The organism is Gemmatimonadota bacterium (assembly GCA_009838845.1).
GTDB lineage: Bacteria > Latescibacterota > UBA2968 > UBA2968 > UBA2968 > VXRD01.
On sequence record VXRD01000026.1, the window covers coordinates 63,607 to 82,141 of the forward strand.

At 53.4% G+C, this 18,535-nt stretch carries 15 protein-coding genes; 9 read left to right on the plus strand and 6 right to left on the minus strand.

The window, feature by feature from the left end; genetic code table 11:
- Positions 1-42 precede the first annotated feature (42 nt).
- Positions 43-1,332: an L-rhamnose isomerase gene (locus tag F4Y39_04175; GenBank protein ID MYC12903.1), complete on the plus strand. Its 1,290-nt coding sequence runs from the start codon at positions 43-45 to the stop codon at positions 1,330-1,332.
- A gap of 73 nt (positions 1,333-1,405) precedes the next feature.
- On the opposite strand, the gene F4Y39_04180 is transcribed toward F4Y39_04175, so the two are convergent.
- From F4Y39_04180 to F4Y39_04200, 5 genes are read right to left on the minus strand one after another with little or no spacing between them, the layout of a single operon-like run.
- A complete protein-coding gene (locus tag F4Y39_04180; protein ID MYC12904.1) occupies positions 1,406-2,260 on the minus strand; it encodes a phytanoyl-CoA dioxygenase family protein in 855 nt (284 codons plus the stop codon).
- On the minus strand, positions 2,244-3,077 hold the full coding sequence (locus tag F4Y39_04185) for a phytanoyl-CoA dioxygenase family protein (GenBank protein MYC12905.1): 834 nt from the start codon (positions 3,075-3,077) through the stop codon (positions 2,244-2,246). Before F4Y39_04185 ends, F4Y39_04180 begins: the two co-directional genes overlap by 17 nt.
- Before the next feature lie 15 nt (positions 3,078-3,092).
- Entirely contained in the window at positions 3,093-5,108 is a 2,016-nt protein-coding gene (locus F4Y39_04190) for a hypothetical protein (GenBank protein MYC12906.1), read from the minus strand.
- On the minus strand, positions 5,087-5,512 hold the full coding sequence (locus F4Y39_04195; GenBank protein MYC12907.1) for a ferredoxin:thioredoxin reductase: 426 nt from the start codon (positions 5,510-5,512) through the stop codon (positions 5,087-5,089). Before F4Y39_04195 ends, F4Y39_04190 begins: the two co-directional genes overlap by 22 nt.
- Positions 5,513-5,548: 36 nt before the next feature.
- Positions 5,549-6,361 carry a sugar phosphate isomerase/epimerase gene (locus tag F4Y39_04200; protein MYC12908.1) on the minus strand — a complete coding sequence of 271 codons (813 nt, stop codon included), beginning with the start codon at positions 6,359-6,361 and terminating at the stop codon, positions 5,549-5,551.
- Positions 6,362-6,740: 379 nt separating this feature from the next.
- Between F4Y39_04200 and F4Y39_04205 the strand changes: the two genes are divergently transcribed.
- From F4Y39_04205 to F4Y39_04230, 6 genes are all read left to right on the plus strand, one after another.
- Entirely contained in the window at positions 6,741-8,999 is a 2,259-nt protein-coding gene (locus tag F4Y39_04205) for a VWA domain-containing protein (GenBank protein MYC12909.1), read from the plus strand.
- A 126-nt stretch (positions 9,000-9,125) separates the two neighbouring features.
- Entirely contained in the window at positions 9,126-10,601 is a 1,476-nt protein-coding gene (locus F4Y39_04210; protein ID MYC12910.1) for a hypothetical protein, read from the plus strand.
- A 68-nt stretch (positions 10,602-10,669) separates the two neighbouring features.
- On the plus strand, positions 10,670-12,193 hold the full coding sequence (locus F4Y39_04215) for a HAMP domain-containing histidine kinase (protein MYC12911.1): 1,524 nt from the start codon (positions 10,670-10,672) through the stop codon (positions 12,191-12,193).
- A complete protein-coding gene (locus F4Y39_04220; protein ID MYC12912.1) occupies positions 12,190-13,575 on the plus strand; it encodes a sigma-54-dependent Fis family transcriptional regulator in 1,386 nt (461 codons plus the stop codon). Before F4Y39_04215 ends, F4Y39_04220 begins: the two co-directional genes overlap by 4 nt.
- 98 nt (positions 13,576-13,673) lie before the next feature.
- Positions 13,674-14,684 (plus strand): hypothetical protein, encoded by a 1,011-nt coding sequence (locus F4Y39_04225; protein MYC12913.1) that lies wholly within the window; start codon positions 13,674-13,676, stop codon positions 14,682-14,684.
- Positions 14,681-15,754: a hypothetical protein gene (locus tag F4Y39_04230; protein MYC12914.1), complete on the plus strand. Its 1,074-nt coding sequence runs from the start codon at positions 14,681-14,683 to the stop codon at positions 15,752-15,754. The genes F4Y39_04225 and F4Y39_04230 overlap by 4 nt, the downstream gene beginning before the upstream one ends.
- A gap of 18 nt (positions 15,755-15,772) precedes the next feature.
- Here F4Y39_04230 and F4Y39_04235 read toward each other — a convergent pair whose 3' ends face one another.
- The gene (locus F4Y39_04235) at positions 15,773-17,146 is read right to left on the minus strand and encodes a sulfatase (GenBank protein ID MYC12915.1); all 1,374 of its coding nucleotides are present in this window, start codon (positions 17,144-17,146) and stop codon (positions 15,773-15,775) included.
- 186 nt (positions 17,147-17,332) lie between these two features.
- Here F4Y39_04235 and F4Y39_04240 point away from each other — a divergent pair, with 186 nt between their 5' ends.
- Positions 17,333-18,235, plus strand: coding sequence for an aldo/keto reductase (locus F4Y39_04240; protein MYC12916.1), 903 nt, complete (start codon positions 17,333-17,335; stop codon positions 18,233-18,235).
- A gap of 8 nt (positions 18,236-18,243) precedes the next feature.
- Positions 18,244-18,535, plus strand: a 292-nt coding sequence (locus F4Y39_04245) for a hypothetical protein (GenBank protein MYC12917.1), incomplete at its 3' end; no start/stop codon positions are given.

Consider the following 18,535-nt stretch of genomic DNA (forward strand, 5'->3'; position numbering starts at 1 on the left):
GCTTTTTGGCCCTCTTCTATTCACTGATTTCAGGAGATTTCAATGCATTATAAAACACCGATTACCGATGTTCAGATTGAAGCCAATTTCGAACACGCTGCCGAACAGTACGCCGCTTTTGGCGTGGATATTGAACGGGCTGTGGATAGAGCACTCGCAGTGCCGATCTCGCTCCATTGCTGGCAGGGTGATGATGTGGCGGGTTTTGAAGTCAAAGATGAAGCTGTTGAAGGCGGCGGTATTATGGCCACGGGCAATTATCCCGGTCGCGCGCGCAATGGGGATGAGCTTCGTCGGGACCTGAAAAAAGTGGTTGATCTGTTGCCCGGACCACACAGGGCGAATATCCACGCCTCTTATAGTGATACGGGTGGCAAGGTCGTCGATCGCGATGCCCTGGAGCCTGAGCACTTTGCGAGTTGGGTCGATTGGGCAAAGGCGTACGATATCGGTATTGATTTTAATCCCACTTATTTTGCACATCCCAAAGCCAACGATGGTTTTACTCTGAGCCATCCCGATAAAGGTATTCGCGATTTTTGGATTCAACACGCTATTGCGAGCCGTCGGATCTCTGAAGCTATTGGGAAAGCGCTGGGGGATGAGGTTGTCAACAATCACTGGATCCCCGATGGCGCCAAAGACCATCCCGCTGACCGGTGGACGCCCCGCGAGCGTCTGGTGGAGGCATTGGATACTGTTTTTGACGATGATCTGGGCATAGGTCCCGAATGTGTTGATGCAGTTGAAGGCAAGCTCTTTGGCCTCGGAATGGAGGACTATACGGTTGGGTCCAATGATTTTTACGCCAATTATGCGTTGACCCGGGGCGTACTTCTCTGTCTCGATATGGGGCATTTTCATCCGACTGAATCGATTGCCGACAAGCTCTCAGCACATTTTGCATTCCACGACAAGTTGCTCATCCACACGAGCCGTCCCATTCGCTGGGACTCGGATCACGTCGTTCTATTTAGCGATGATGTGCGCAATGTTTTTTTGGAGCTCGCCCGCCACAATGCGATTGATCGCATGTATCTCGCGCTCGATTTCTTCGATGCGAGCATCAATCGCACAGCAGCTTATGTTATTGGCACGCGCGCCACGCGCAAAGCGCTCCTCTATGGTCTCGTTGATCCGACCGACCGCCTGCGCCAACTCGAAGCCGAAGGCAAGCTCGCGCAAAAGCTCGCATTGATGGAAGAGATGAAGACGATGCCATTTTCCGCCGTGTGGGATATGTGCTGCCTCAAAGCCAATGTGCCTATCGGTGCTTCCTGGCTTGATGAGATAGAGGCTTATGAACGCGATGTGTTGTCGCAACGCGATTGAGAAAGTCCAAATACAAAAACGCCCGTCAGAACAATCTGACGGGCGTTTTGCTATGTGCAGATTAGTTCATCTATCAAATCGTCAATGTCACGTAATCCTTTTTTACGATCTCTTTTTCATAAGTATAGGATTGTGTCTCGATAAGCTCTCGCGTTTCGGGTGAAAGCCGCGCCAGTACTGAATCGGGAAATTCGCGGATTTGTCTGTGATATTGCGGGCGGTATCTGAGAATGAAGAAACGGCGATCCCGATCTTTGGGTTGCCAGGCCATTGCCCCGTGTGTCATCAATTCTGTGGTTACGACAATATCGCCAGCCCGGGCTGTAATATTTGCTACACCGGGGGGTACGTCCTTTTCGATCCATCCGTCGTTGAACACATCGGGTGGACGCTTAAAATCGCTTTTGTGTGACCCTGGCACGAGCAGCAATCCACCATCTCCAGGCAAGACATCGGTCAGATAGATAAATACCACCAGGTCGTCGCAATAAATTTTCCCATCGTCACAGCTATATCGGCAGCTATATCGTCCAAAACTCTCGCGCGAACAATGCAATCGATGAACGGGATCTTTAGCCGTGTTGATCCGCACTTCACCGCTGTTTAGCCGCGGGCGCCGTCCAGATACTTCCAGCACAATGGGCCAGAACGAGCGATGGAAGACCAGTGCTTCCAGTACTTTGTCAAAAGCAAAGGCGTATTTGAATTGTGTGCGATTTTTGTCAAATAATGAGGTTGAACGCCCAAATCCTTCGGGCAGTTCATCGTCTGAGGCATTTACGTACCGATTTATAGCCTGTTGTGCAGATTTTAGTTCTGTTCGTGTAAGTGCTTGTTCCAGATGCAGATATCCCATCATATCAAATAAATAGCGCTGTGCATCTGTCATCATGATGGCCTCCTGTCTTTTGTCATCCATAGGCTCCATGATCTAAAAATCCGACCAGGCGTTTGAGTCTGGGGTTTGCATTGCGATAGATATGCTCGGGCATGGTGTAGTTCATAAAGGGATAGTATTTGTGGCCGATGAGCCGCCTGCCATAGGTGATTTGCGTGATGTAGCGGCTGCGATTGCTCTGATTTGGTCCCCCTCTGTGCCAGACCTGATTGTTGAACATGATGACGCTACCGGCTTTGCCGAGGTTGTAATGCACTTTATCCTGCCATTTTTCCCATGCAACCTGGCGGGGACTTTCTCCAATGAGATGTGATCCCGGAATGACTTCTGTGCCGCCATGTTCGATTTTTGTGACATCGGTGAGATAATAATTGCAGGTGAATACGAGTACGGGAAGATGGATATTTGTCGGTGGCTTGCCATCGGTGACAACATAATGTGGAGAGTCGTCCTGGTGCCAGGTGGTGAGGCCGCCGCCGGGGGGCGTGATGAAGGAGTTGTTGTGTATAACGTGACAATTTGCGTCAACAAGGGCTTCGGCAAAGCTGACGATGGGCTCGAGGTCAAACAGGTTGAGGTTGGCCGGGCTGTGTTCGAACATGCGATGGCACAGGCGGTGGCTGGATTTGCTGCTTTGTGGGTTGAGCTTGCCATTGGGGTCTTTGTCCCGGCTGGTAAAATGCGCGAGGGACCAGTCGAGATCCGCTTTGAGTTGTGCGATGTGTTCTTCTTTCAAGACATTTTCGAGAAATAGAAACCCATCTCTGTTAAATTGTTCTACCCATTCGGAAATTTGATCTGCATCGAGTGGATAATTGGATTCAAAGCGCTGATTTTGTGGTTTCATAATGGCCTCCAGCAGTCAAGCCTGCCCAACCACTAAAAACGGCAAGGCATTCCGTATTTCGATTTGGGAGTCGCGAGACACTGTTTCGGTTTCTCCCGTGCATAGATGATAGATGCGAACAGGGATGATGTCGAGTGAAAATTCAAGGGTGTCGAGATCGAAAATATCTCGGGCAGGTAGTACGAGAGCAAGTCTGCGATGAGTGTTGTTGAGATACAGGATGCGATTGTTGTCCTGTGTTTTTTCGCGGGGATCTGTAAAGGTGGTGTCGTGAACGGGACTGTTGAGGAGTGTGTTCAGACAACGCAGGGTGTGAAAAGGGGGGCGGGGGTTGCAGAGGGTGTCGAGCAGTCCATGTGTGACATCCATTGTGCGGTCAAAGTCGGTGAGTGGATCGACAAAGAGACGTGCGCCTGGCAGGCGGACAATGGCAAATGTGGCTTCGGCAATTCGGCGGGCATTGGTGTTGTCGTTCTGTGTGTCTAATTCGAGTGAGATGTCGATGTGACCGATATTCGAGTATTTGCGTTCGCTAAGGGATTGGATATAAGTCCAGGGCGATTCGTTGGGCGATACGCGACAGATGACGCGCTGAAGGTGAATATCGGCGTTTTGGAGGCTCTCGAGTTCGTCGAAGTGATAACCCATTCGGGTTCTCAGGTGTTGTTTGCCGTGTACGCTTTCGTTGGGGATGATCGGGCAAATCGAGAGTTCTGCGAGTTTTGCGCATTGGTTGAGTGTTTCGCAAACTTCACCGGATAGTTGCGCGAGATTAGATATCTGAATTTCCCAGTTCTGTATGAGATCGAGGTTGGCTTTGATGTGTTCGGGCAATGAGGTGATGCGCGGTTCGAGGAATGTGGCAATGGGCGTTATCCCTTCGGTGCGGAGCATTTCGAGGCGCGTGCGCTGAAAGGGGTCGCGCAGGTCGCGCCAGGGGAAGCGTACGAATTTAGCGCCGAGTTCTATACAGGCCAGAAGATGCTGGTCATTGCGTACTTTTTGACGTATGACAGAGGGATATGCAATTGGGACTTCCGCAATGGGCGTGATGGGGTGGCGAAGGGTGAGTCCAATGGGAGAAGACAGAGTGGCGGATGTGCAGGTGACGAGGCGGTCGCGGGCAGGGCGTTTTGTTTCGCCTTTTGTGCGGATGAAGTGGATGTCGGTGTGATCGGCGCGTATGCGGAGGAGATAAAATCCCAGCTTGCCCGTGTCGTCTCGCCCCTGTTCGGGTGGCGGCGCACTGGCGTAGAGATGACCGAATCCCGGGCGCGTAAACGATACAGAGGGGGTGATGAAATAGCGCGTTTTGCCGATTTTGTCGTAAAAGGGATAGTGTACGTGTGCCGTGAAGAGGAGTTCGATCCCGTATTTTTTAATCAATGCGAAGAGGCGGTCTCGATCTGGCGGGCTGATATTGTCATAGTGTCCCAATCCCGGCTCGTCGTTATCCCAAAGATAGAGGGGGAGGTGAAAAAAGAGGAAGAGCCGCTGGTTTTGATGTGCCGCGAGGTCGGATTCAAACCATTCCCACTGGTCGTCTGCTTCAGAGAGTTTTGAGTTGAAGATCTGAGAATTAAGTACGATAAAGTGACACAGGTCGCGGTCGAAACTGTACCAGGAAGGACCAAAGAGGCCGTGGAAGAATGCGAGCGATTCCGCGGTTGCCCAATGGGTGGGCATGGTGGGATCGGTTTTGTCGCCGATATCGTGATTGCCAGCGACATAGTGGGGAGAAATATTGCAGGCGTGTATCTGATCGCGCGCTTCGAGCATCGCGCGTTTGAAGTCCGGCGTTTCGGGATATTCCTGGACGAGGTCGCCCATGTGGATGACAAAGTCCGCCCCAATATCTGCGACCTGTTGAAGAGCTGTGCCGGCGCGTTGGGTTTGCACGCGGCGCGATTCAAATTCGAGGGGACGGTCGCCAACGTCAATCATGTAATGCGTGTCGGCGATGACCACACATTCAAATTGAGCGGGGGGGAGGTGGGTTTTATCGAAAATTATTCTTTTTCTGCCTTCCATTCGGCGATTTTTTCATCGGCTTTGCGGCGCAGTTCGCGGCCCTTGTCCGGGGTGGGGTCTTCTATGAGGCCATAGACCTGGCGGCCTTCGTGATCTTCGGGTAAGTATTCGGTAATGGGCATGCCTTCGGGGGTGACAAAGAGCAGGCAGTGACAGTATTTGAAAATTTTCATTTCGTCACAGGCACAGACCCATTCGCGGCTGCGTTCGAGTTCGGCCTTTTTGTCGGGATAAAAGTTGCAGGGACAAAGCGGGCGACCCAGTTCATCGATGTTTTCTGCAAGACCGCAGATGACTGTGTCGGCGACTTCTCGGGTTGGATGCGGCGATGTCCCGGTTTTTTCCCAGTATTTTTCCGTGTATATCTGCATTCTTTTGAGGCTTTTTTCTGTAGGTTCGGACATGGCGTGTACCTCCAGTTTTGGGATTTTGTGTTTGGGCTACAAGTAGCTGTTGAGATAATCCATAGATTTTCGGAGTTCTGCTCTGGCATCGCCCGGGGGGATGCTGCATTCAAAGCCGCAGTAGTACTCATAGCCGATGTCAGACAGTGCTTTGAGTGCGGGACCGAAATCCGTGTGACCATAGCCGGGTAAGATGCGATTGCTGTCTGCCAGATGCACATTGGCGATGTGTTTGCCCCCTGCGCGGATGGCTTCGGCGAGGTCGGCTTCTTCGATGCTCATGTGAAAGAGGTCGGCCATGGTGGCGATAGCTGGGCTGCCCACGGCTTCGCAGATTTCAACGCCCTGGGCAACCGTGCAGGGCCACCACTGTTCGTAGCGGTTCAAGGGTTCTATGATCAGACGACTGCCGCACGCCTCGGCATGCGGGGCGATGTCCTGCTTGAGAATTTCGATGAGGAGATCTTTTTCAAGTGTAGATGTGCTGTACAGGGGAGAAAGATCGGGAATGCGTTGGCCTCCACCCATTTTGATGCCGATAAGCGGTGGAAAAATTACACCTACACCACCGACTTCCGTACACAGAGTCAGGGCGTCGTTAATGGATTTTACGGCTGCGTTGCGTTCCTGGGGACGCGCGTCGAGCAGACCTTTACCGCCCCGGGATGAGCAGATATTGGGCACAATACCCGTCGCGTCTGATGCTGCTTTGATCTCATCTGCAAAATCTGCGGTGCTGCTATTGGTGATTTCAATGCCGGAAAAGCCGAGTTCTTTGAGCGTCTGGAATTTCTCCATCAGGGTGTTGCCAGGAGCCATGGGTTCGCGAAGAGAATATTTGATGGTCATAATCAGTCCTGTGGAAATTTATAGTAACGCATACAGACAATATACTGTCTTATGGATAAATAGCAAGTTCAGGGCGACTACGCTCTCGCACTTTCACTGCAATGAGAATTTTCTCGCAACGGCGCCTGCCGTTTATCCCAAGCACACCTGCGCGATTTCTCTCTAAATTTCCCTCAGTTTTTTGAGTACATATTCAGATTTCTGATTTTTCCAACTCTCTCATCTCGACCGAGACGCAGGAAAAAACCGATTTTTTACATGATTGGCTCCTGAAAATCCATCTCCAGGCAGTAAACGGGAGGTAAGTAGTTCTTTGGCACGTGTTTTGCTTGTGTCTGGGTGAAACAGTTTGCCCCAACCCAACATTGGAGGTGTAGAGATGCTGCGATTTGTGATGGCGGTGCTGTTCTCTTTAATGCCAGGGGCTGCTCTGGCAGACGGAATAATTATCCCCGAACCGTGGGTGGAGCTTGCGATTGCGCGGCATCTGGTGAAAGTGCGTATCCAGGATCAGGCGGTAGTGACGGAGATTGATCAGTCTTTTCTAAATCTGGGAAGAGCTGGGGAAGTGGAGGGCACCTATATGTTCCCGATTCCTGAAAGAGCCGCGATTTCGGCTTTTTCGATGTTTGTAGATGGAAAGGCGCTCGCGGCAGAACTCCTCCCGGCGGATGAGGCGAGGCGGATTTATACGGAAATTGTGCGACAGCGGATCGATCCGGCCCTGCTGGAGTATGCTGGGCGAGGGGCTTATCGCGCCCGGATTTTCCCCATTGTAGCAGAAGTGGAAAAGCGGGTACAGTTGTCCTACAGCGAGGTTATTCGGGAGCTAAACGAGGTGCGAAAATATGTGTACCCACTAAATACAGAGAAATTCTCAGCACGTCCACTGAAGGTGGTATCGGTGCAGGTTGAGATCGCTTCTGAAGATCCGATCAAGAATGTGTATTCGCCTTCGCACCCCATTGAGGTTCAGCGGACAGACGACCACCATGTGACGGTGGTGTATTCGGACGAAGAGACCACGCCTAACACGGACTTTGTGCTCTATTACAGTGTGTCTCGGGATGACGTAGGAATTAATGCTTTGACGTACCGAGAGGCGGGACAGGACGGATTTTATATGCTTCTCGCAGCGCCCCGCGTGGAGGTGCAGGCGGATCAGGCTGCAAAAAAACGGATTGCGCTTGTGCTGGACCGATCGGGCAGTATGAGGGGTGAAAAGATGGCACAGGCCCGGGAGGCTATGAAGTTTGTGCTGCGCAATCTGAATTCACAGGATGTGTTTAATATTTTTGATTATAGCACTCTGTCCGCGTCCTTTACTCCGGATATGCTGCCGGCAACCTCTGAAAATACTTCGACTGCAATTGCTTATGTGAATATGCTGGAGGCGGGTGGCGGTACCAATATTCACGAGGCGCTGGTAGCGGCACTGAATCAGCTTAAGGGCGACGATTACCTGAATATGGTGCTGTTTATGACGGACGGAATCGCAACCGTTGGGGTGACGGAGAATGAAGAAATCCTGAAAGAGGTGCAGACCCGCAATGCCCTGGCGGCGCGGATATTTGCATTTGGAGTGGGTTTTGACGTGAACACACACCTTTTGGATTTGCTGGGTAGCCAGAACCGAGGCACGTCAGCTTATGTCAAACCGGGAGAGGATATTGAGGCAGAGGTGTCGGCATTTTACACGCAGGTTAGCCATCCAGTGCTTTCGGAACTGAAGTTGACGTATGATGGGATATCCATAAGCGATATGTATCCACGGGTACTGCCGGATCTGTTCAAGGGGTCACAGATTGTTCAGTTTGGGCGGTATGCAGGCAGTGGGACAGCGCCTATCGAGCTCACGGGCACGACCAATGGAGAAAGGATGACCTTCTCTCGTCAAGTGGAGTTTCCCGGGGAGGCAGCAGAACACAACTTTCTTCCCCGGCTGTGGGCAACGCGAAAGATCGGCTTTTTGTTGAATCAAATCCGGTTGAATGGAGAGGTGAAGGAACTGGTTGAAGAAATTGTGAGCCTGAGTCGCACGTATGGCATTATTACGCCCTATACGTCTTTTTTGATTGTGGAGGATACGCCTCCGGGACCGTTTGCGCTTCCAACCGGATTTGCAGATCAGCAAGGGGCGGATGCAGTGGCCGCGTCCGAAGCTACACGTGACATGGCCAGGGCTGTGGCAGCACCCTCACCCAACGTGGTTTCCCGAGAAGGCGGCGTGCGTACGGTGGGCACAAAAACGTTTTATTTGAGAGATGGCGTATGGAAAGATGCGGGTTATACCGAGGGGGAACCGGTTATTGAGTATCGGTTTGGCAGCAACCGGTATTTTAAGTTGCTGGATCAGTTTCCGGATATGGGACCTTACCTCGCGCTGGGTACGGACGTGATCGTCAAAAACCGCGGGGTTGTCTATCGGATTTGGGAACGGATAAATAGTCTGGACAAACACAGGATTGATTTTAGCGGCGATGGGCGTGTGGATTTCAGTGATTTTTTGCTCTTTGCCCAGGGGTATAGAAAGGCGGAAGGCGAATCGGGTTATAACGCTGCATATGATCTGGATGGGAGTAAATACGTTGATTTTCAAGATTTTATGATTTTTTCGTCGCTGTACGGGATGCAATAAAGCTTTGCGACAGATGGAAGGCACAGAGAAGAGACCGATCTGTGCATCGGCAGAATGGTTATTATCTGAAATCCTGTGAATAACAGGGCAAAATCAGCACCTCACTTTACACAAGGAGATTCTCCAATGAACGCACTTTCTTTTCATCGGCCGATAACTACAACCCTTCTCACGCTTTCAATCACGATCCTGGCAATCCTCTTCCCGTCCCGTGTAACCTCCCAACTCATCGGGATTAAGTCGGTCCCCGTCGCGACGGGAGACCAGTTCCTGATCTATCCCTCGGCGAATCTGGCACTCGGGGGCGTATCGATCGCGATGAACGACCTCCTCCTCGATCCTTTCTCCAATCCGGCGAAGGGCGCGCGACTCGAGGAGACACTGATTGTGGGCTCTCCGACCTTCTATTTGATCTCCGACCACAATGGTGCAGGGCGCACAATTCCAATCACCTTTCTCACGGGATCGGACAACTGGTTCGGGGGCGGCTCCTTCGCGCTCCAACAGCTCATTGCCGCAGACCGCTGGAATTGGTGGGGTCCGAACACCGGGCAGCTGCTGCGCGACCACTCGGCCAGGAACCTCTATTTACACGGATTCTTCGGACGGATGCTCGGAGAGAGCGGGTTCTCCTTCGGCGGAAGCCTCTCCTGGGCCGGACTGGGTGCCCTCGATGGCGTCGAGCACCTTTACGCCTTCAGCGAACGGATCGAACAAGATGGCCATAGTGTGGATCTGCGCCTCGGTCTCCTCGGCGAATGGGAGAGCGGACGGTCTTTTGAGGTACTCCTTCTCCACAACCGCTTCGACATGACGCACGAGGTTCACTATCTGGATTGGATCTGGCAACAGGATTGGGAAATCGGAGAGGAAGTGCCGCGCATGGAACGAAATCTCGACCAGACGAACACGTCGGGTCTCCATTTGGGCTTCACCCAGCCCCTGACCAGGAGTGGATGGCGCTTCGGAGCCGCGACGACCGTAAACCGGAAGTCGCATCCCAAGATCCCGAACTACGAGATCCAGAACATTCCCCGGGATCCGGGCGATTCCTGGGCGTATAACTTTGGCGTGGGTATTGCCAAGACCGGAGAGAGGGCGACCTATGGAATCGACCTCGTCCTGGAGCCGATCTCGAGCTACACGTGGGCCGATGCCGCGAGCGACACGGTCGGATCCACCGGCAATCTGGTCCGAGCGGGTGAGAAGACGGTAGAGAACGAGTTCTCCTTCTTGAACGCCAGAATCCGGATGGGCATTGGGCACAACTTCGGCTGGGGCGGGTTCCAACTCGGTCTGCAGATGCGCTCCATACGGTACGACCTGACCCAAACCAGCCACATCAAAGGCTCGACACGGAACCAGAGGGAGAGCTGGATGGAATGGACCCCGAGTTGGGGGCTACACTTCGGCCTGGCCGAGTTTGATCTCCGCTACAGGGGGCGGCTGATCACAGGAACGGGCCGACCGGGAGTGGCAATGACCGGCATGGCGGAGCTTGCTGCGGACGCCGACTTCCTCCCCGCGCCCGAAGGTCCATTGACTTTACGGGATGCCTGGGTAATGACCCACCAAATCTCGGTGTCGATGCCAATTCGGTAGGTCGGTTCGGAACCCATCCGGCAGATCAAACGTTGACAAAACAGGCCCTGTGATGCCATATTACGGGCATGGGGAGGAAGGTGCATCTGGATGCAGAATCCGGAGTATTTTTGATGGTTTCGCGAGCAGGCAAAAGGTTACCGTCTCAACACAGGGGCCGCATTGGCCGCAGGCTGGTTGTGACATTTGTTGTTTTCGTATTCCTTGTGGTCGGTAGCACGGGTTGGATATTGTATCACCTCACACGCAATAGCCTCGAGCGCCAGATGAGCGACCAACTGCTTGCTATCGCGCAACTTTCGGCGGCGGGTATTGATGGAGATGCGGTGCGCCACTTGCGTTCGGGGTTTGAGGGTGGCAATCTTCACGCGCGGTTAAGAGCAAAGCTGGTCAGGTATCGAGATCTGGTTGGCGCCCGGCGGATTTACGTGTTTGACCGGCAGGGACAGAGCCTGCTGGACACGGCACCCGACGTGCCGATTGGGAGGGAATATACGCGGCTGCGGGTAGATCGGGAGGAATTGGCCGACGTCTGGCGAGGGCAGGCGTCGCATTCGATTTTGTTTCGGGACAAAGCGGGTGTTTATTATCAATCCGGTTACGCGCCTGTTTATGCCGGAGAGGAAGTTGTGTCAGCGGTTGGCGTGGATATTGGGGCCGGATTTGTCGAGGCGATTCGAGCAGTTCAGCATTCTGTGTTGATTTTTGGAGGGGTGAGCGTGGTGTTGACCATAGCGATCGGTTTGGTTCTCGCCCGCACCCTGACCGGGCCGATTCATCGTCTGGTCAACTCTGCACAGGCCATCGGCGAGGGCGACCTCGAACGACCAGTGGACCGGTCTGCCGGAGATGAACTGGGTTATTTGGGCCAGACCATGGAGGAAATGCGCCTGAAGATTCTGGACCGCGATGAGCACTTGCGGCAGATGCTGGCGGGCGTGGCGCACGAAATTCGCAATCCTCTGGGCGGCATTGAGATTTATGCGGGTTTGATTGCAAGCGATCTACCGGATGACGACGCGCGCAAGGCCCACATTCAGAAGGTGATCGGAGAGGTGCGCACACTCAATCGGGTGATTTCCGAATTTCTGGACTTTGCCCGACCTTCAGTTGTGCAACCAGTGGAAGCAGATGTTGCTCGGCTTGTGGAAGAGGTTGTTTTTTTGCTCAGTCCAGAGATGGACGAGGCAGGGGTGCAGTGTATAAGGGAGATTCCACAGGGACTGAAAGTATTTGTAGATGTTGACCAGTTCAAACGCACGCTGGTCAATCTGGTAAAGAATGGCGTTCAAGCGATGCCAGAAGGAGGTGTGTTGCGGTTGACAGGTGAAAAAGAGAATGAAAACACGGTCATCAGGGTAGTCGATACGGGTGTGGGCATGGATAGCGCCGTAATCGGGCGCCTGTTCGAACCTTTTTTTACAACGGGAGAGGGAGGCTCCGGTTTGGGTATGGCCATTGTGCAGAAAACAGTGAAGGAGAATGGAGGAACTGTTGGCGTTGAAAGCCAGGTAGGCAAGGGCACTGTATTTGAGGTGGTTTTGCCAGGTAGTCAGAATGACAGATATTTGCGAGAAAGGAAACGAGAGTGAGCCTGGTTCTGGTGATCGATGATAACGAGACGATGCGCAGTGGGATGGCACTTTTGCTTGAACGGATGGGGCACGACGTGACGGCAGCTTCGGGCGGGGTGGAGGGGTTGAGGCAGATGAATGCGAGGCCTTTTGATCTGGTGATTACGGATTACAAGATGGAGGACATGGACGGGCTGGAAGTGCTCGACGCTGTGCGGCGGGATTATGCCGATACGGATGTGGTGGTCATTACGGCCTATGGCACAATCGATGTGGCGGTCGAAGCCATGAGAAAAGGGGCGGCAGATTTTGTCGTTAAAGCCGATGCATTGTACGATGTGTTGCGGCTGAGGGTAGAGAAGGTGCTGAAACATCGGGAATTGCGTCAGTCGAGGGATCGCCTGGACGAAGAGAACCAGTATTTACGGGACGAGATCGGTGTACGATTTAATTTTGGGGAGATGGTGGGCCGATCCAAGCCTATGAAAACGGTGTATGAGATGGTTGAAAAGGTGGCGGAAACGGATTCTGCAGTGCTGGTTTACGGCGAGAGTGGAACCGGTAAAGAACTGGTTGCCAGAGCGATTCATCGCAGGAGCGCCCGGCGGGAAGGGCCGTTTGTAAAGGTGAATTGCGGGTCACTGCCGAGAGAACTGGTTCAAAGCGAATTGTTCGGCCATGAAAAGGGCGCATTTACCGGAGCAATTCGTCAAAAAAAGGGCAAGTTTGAGCTGGCTGAAGGCGGTACGATTTTTCTCGATGAGATCGGGGATTTGCCCCTTGAGGCTCAGGTAAATATTCTGAGGGTGTTACAGGCGAAGGAGTACGATCGGGTGGGAGGAGAAGAGACGATTCAGGCGGATGTACGTGTGATTGCAGCCACACATCGAGTGTTGAGAGAAATGGTGGCCGAGGGCGCATTCCGAGAGGACCTTTTTTATCGGTTGGAGGTAATTCCGATCCGTCTGGTCCCTTTGAGGGATCGCAAGGCGGACATTCCGGATCTGGTGGAGCACTTTTTGCATAAGAAATGTGAAGAGATGAACCGGCCCTTGAAACGATTGACAGATCGGGCGATGGCTGCGATGGCGTCCTATACCTGGCCCGGCAATGTGCGGGAACTGGAGAATGTGGTTGAGCGTACCCTTGTGCTGGCCGACGGCAATGTCGTGGATGTGAACGACCTGCCGCTGGATGTGGAGGCGTCACGAGCAGAGGTTTCCGCTGAGGAACTTGAGGATAGCGCGATTCCTTTGACCCGCAGGCTGGAAGATTTGGAGCGGCAACTAATTGAACAGGCACTGGAACAGGCAGGAGGGGTTAAAACGAAGGCGGCGGAGATGCTGGGTATCAAAACCAGCGCATTTTATTATAAACTGGACAAATACGGGCTGACATAAAGGGCGGGTTTCATAGATCAGGGTAGGGGATAATCGTTATGAGAATTGTGATGAGATATGTCTATAGATGTTTATTTTTCCACAGTTTAGTTTGGAGCTTGTCGTTTTCAGCGTCGGCCGAATCGCTCGACAGCCTGCAGACCGAGCACACGCGGTTGGAGGAAGTTAGAGATTCTTTGCTCACACAACGGGCGGTCTTGGCGACCAGACTGGACACGCTGGCAAACCAGATCTACCGCTTGAAGCGCGCCGATACTGGAGGCGTTGCGGAGACACTCCAGCAGGCGCTAAGGCAAACACTGGAACTCGCGGATCGTATTGAGCGGGTTGACATGGCCTTTGAAGTGGTGCGGACTGCATTGTCCCACCTGCGGCAAAAACTGCGAGCGCACTATGATCGAGAGATCGGCGCAGCCATTGCAGCGCTGGAGCAAGGGCCGGATGCCGATAGAGCTGGCCGGTTGAGAGCCTTGCAGCGGGCGCGGGGCGCACTGGAGGAAGGGGGGATGGAAATTCGTCTGGCAGAGGCGCAGATGCTGGTGGTGCGGGAGGATGACGGACCAGATGAGATTCGCCAGAAAGCCGACCTGATGGAGGATATGGCGGCTCAAACACGGGTGAAAACAGATGCGGTAATGCGGCGGATAAAACGGTTGGAAGAAGAGCGCAGATTGCGGATACGGATGGCCACATTGAGAGGAGAGTTGGACTTTTTTGATGAGGCTGTGCTCGAAGGGCGTTCTCTGTCGTCCGGGCAGGCAGTCGAGGGAACGGGTGGTGTGTTGCTCGATGAGGCGGGCCCGGCATCAGAAAATGCGTTGCCCGATGCGATGGCGGCAGCAGGGGATACGGACGAACGATCGGGGTCCGACGCAACAGAGATAGTGGAGTCCGGTTCTACGCCAGAACGAGGCTTTGTGGTCGGGCGAGAGATTGGCGTGCCGTACGCACAGATTCCGCCAGAGGTACTTACCTCAGATGATCTGGTTTCGGAGATTGCGCGATTAAAGGGACTACAGAAGGCTCTGACGACCCGCGAACAGGCACTGAAACAGCGTGCAGAGGCATTTCGGAAACATCTGCAGCGGATGCTGGAGGAGGGACGTTGAAGTGCCAGAGAGTATGCGGGGCTGTGCTCGGTGTCACGGTGATGTTATGTGCCTTCGGCGTCGGGTGGTCGGCGGAGACCCGCATTGAGGCGGGCATGGTCTATGATAACAATCTGTTTGAGGCGTCGGTTGATCCGCAGTCCGGCTGGATCAGCCGGTTTTACTTTGCGTATTCGGGTGATTTGCGCAAGCGTCCCCGGAGTTCTGTTTGGCTGCGGTACCAGGTAGGTGCCAAACGATTCTGGACTGCGGAGCGATCAATGTCCGGAGAATCCGGCGCAGTGTTGGCCAACCACTTGAACATAACCGCGTCTTCGCGCGTGGGGCGCCGGGTGAGGCTGGCAGGCAGCGGCGTGTTGAAAGTAAAAATTGTAAACCGGGTCCCGGGGGAAGAAGGATATTTGCGCGGTGCTTTAGAAGGACGTATCCAATATGTTTTTGGACAGGGGTTTACAAGCGACCTGTATCATCGCTTTGGTGGACATAATTCTCGGGATATGCGATTGCCAGAGGTGATTTCGAACGAAGTGGGTGCGGGTGTCCAGTACGGGAAATCCCGGCGATTTCGAGCCCGATTGACAGGGACCTGGCGGTGGTTGGATTACAATCGCGCTGCTCTGGCGGTTGACGCAGGAGGCAGGATAGGTGAATTGAGATTTGTGCAATCGGATCTTTTGCGCGAGATTTCGGCAGGCATACAGTTTTATCGTGGGGTGCTCGTTGATCTCATCTATGGATTTCTCCACAATACATCCAACAGCTACGGATATAGCTTTAAAGCGCACCGGATGCAGGTGCTTCTGGTGCGACACCTGGGTTTCCAGTTCGATGCGCAGGTGCTGGCAAACCTCCAGCTTCGCAGGTATGATGATCCGCTGGTGCCACTGCCCGGTTGGGATTCGGAGGTGGATGAATACGAACAGACGCTTTTGGTACTGAAGTTGTCCCGGCAGTTGACGAACCGGCTGGATCTCTCATTGCAATACGGATTTTCCCGCAACGGCGCCCGCCGAACCGGCGGTTTTTATCGCAAGCATACCAGCGCGATTTCCGTGGCGTTTTCCCTCTAAGTTCCCTCAGTATCCGGGTTATGCTCTCGCGGCTTCCCAACCTTTTTTTATCACTTTTTCAAGTTCGGTCACTGTTTCGGCATAGCGAATGTCTTCCGCGGCATTGACGTTTTCCGCCGCATCTTCCCGATGGTCGTAAAGCTCGCGTGCCTTTACCTCTCCTGTATCTCTCGATTGCCATTCTGTGTAGCGGAAATCTTCCGTCTTGATGGTGTAGCCCATCACGCCCGTACGTGGATATTGGCTGAAAGCCGCCTGTTTCCAGGTTCTATCTGGATCCTCCATCAAGGGGACAAAGCTCTGGCCCTCGAGATGATCGGGTAGCGGTAGATCGCACAGGTCGCATAGCGACGGGTACATATCGACGAATTCTGTAAGACCAGATGCTTTTGCGCCCGGCTTGCCGCGTTCTGGCGAGCGGACGATCATTGGGGCATGTGTGTCGATGTCGAAGTTCGTGTGTTTGCACCAGCTGCCGTGTTCGCCGAGTTTCCAGCCGTGATCTCCCCACAGGATTACAACTGTGTTTTCTTTGAGGCCGAGCCGTTCGATTTCGTCGAGCACGCGACCGACCTGCGCGTCCATATATGAAACACACGCGCAGTAGCCGTGGACCAATGTACGCGATAGGTCTTCGGGTATCGGTCCCTCCTTGGGCATTCCGAAGTAGCCGCGCAGTTCTCCGAATTCAGTGAGAGAATACTCGGTTACGTTTTCCGGCGCGCTGGTATTCAGAGCGAGTGGCAATGCTTCCCGATCGTAAACGTCCCAGTGATGCTTTGGGGCGTTGAACGGCAGATGGGGTTTGTGAAAGCCCACGGCGAGGAAGAAAGATTGATCGCGCAATTCGTTGAGCGTTTTGATGGCGTGATCGGCATCCTTGCCGTCGTGATAGGCATTGTCTGGAACGTCCGCGGCTTCGAAAGCGGGTCCCATACCCCGTCGCGTGGATCTTTCAGCAGCCATTTGAGCATCTGTTCGCTCAATCACTTCCATCGCTTCATCCGTCAGGTAGCCCCGTCCCTTCCAATCACCTGTTGAGACGTGTGGTTCTGCTAACCATCCTTGCAGATCATCGCTTCGATGGTGATAAATTTTCCCGATGGATCGCGTCTCGTAGCCGTGCTGCTTGAAGTGCTGTGGTAGTGAGAGGACATCGGGCATCACGGACCGCAAAGGGGTTTGTAGATCGTAAATTGTCGTCGTGTCCGGGCGGCAGCCACTCAGAACACTCGCCCGAGAAGGCGCGCACACGGCTTGCTGGCAGTAAGCCCGCTCAAAGAGGACGCCCTCTGCGGCCAATTGATCGATGTTCGGCGACTGTACAAAATCCTGACCATAACAACCGAGTTGAGGACGAAGATCATCTACGGCGATGAATAGCACGTTCATTTTTTTCACAAGTTCCTCCCACAGGCATTGGGTTTTTCGTTTTGATTGAGGAGACGCAGGGCAATATAAGAGCCTTGATATAAAAATCAAGCCACACAATAGATCAAAGGTTGACAAGACGAGTTCTGTGATACCATATTACGATCATGGGATTTGCGATTTTGAATACTATATCAGGAGGGTATCATGGCGCAGGATACTTTACGAGAGGTTACGACGGATACGGTCCCCCATAGAGTCCTGGGCAAGACCGGAGAGCAGGTACCCATTCTGGGTTATGGATCTGCCCCCGGTGGGATGGGGCTTTCAGATGAGGACGCTATTGCGCTTTGCCATAAGGTGATTGATCTGGGGGTGACGTATATCGATACAGCGCCCGGATATGGTCGGGCGCATGTTCAACTGGGGCAGGTGATGGCGGAGCGGCGAGATGAGGTGTTTTTGGTGACCAAGACAGCGGCGGATGAAGCGGAACAAGCTCTGAAGATATTGGAGAATGGGCTGAAAGATTTGCAGACGGATCACGTGGATCTGGTTTACGTGCATTCGATGGGCCGTAGAGATGTAGATCGGGTGCTGGCTCCCGATGGTGCGCTGGCAGGGTTGCGGGAAGCCCAGCGGCGGGGCTGGACGCGATTTATAGGGGTGACAGCGCACAATGCACCCTGGAGGACCGCTCGTGTGTTGCGGGAGGCGGATATAGATGTGGTGATGCTCGCCATAAATCTCGCTGATCGCTATACTTATAATTTTGAGAATGAAGTGTTGCCTCTGGCGTATGAGCAGAATGTGGGCGTGGCGGCAATGAAGGTTTACGGCGGGGCGCAGGGTATGACGTATCAAACGCCCAGGACTTCGGCTTTGGCCGCGCATGGGCCACACGATCACGAGACAGCATTGCGTTACGCGCTGGGATTGCCCGGTGTTTGCACGGCTGTGATCGGCATGTTTTCGGAGGCTGAGCTCGTGCAGAATCTGGAGTGGGCGCGGCGATTTACGCCGCTGAATGCAGCAGATGGTATTGCTCTTGAGGCTCTTGGTCGAGAGATTGCGGCGGATTGGGGACCGCATTACGGTGCAGTGGAGTAGGGTGAAAAATGGCTGAAATCAAAAGGAAACTCTTTCCATCGTCTGAGTTGGCCGAGGATAGCCTGCGCTGGACTGTCGTGGTGCTTTTCTCGGCCACATTGGTTTTTGCCTGTGTTGCCGCAACGTTTTTGGAGTTCAAATCTCGTTCTGCACATATGGCGATGGCGAATCTGCCTCTGGCGGTGTTATTGCCCTTTGTGGCATGGCTTCTGGTGAATGCCTTTTTGAAGCGGTTCGCGCCTCGTTTGTCCATGACTTCTGCAGAGTTGAGGCTGGCGTTGAGCATGCTCTGGGTGGGCG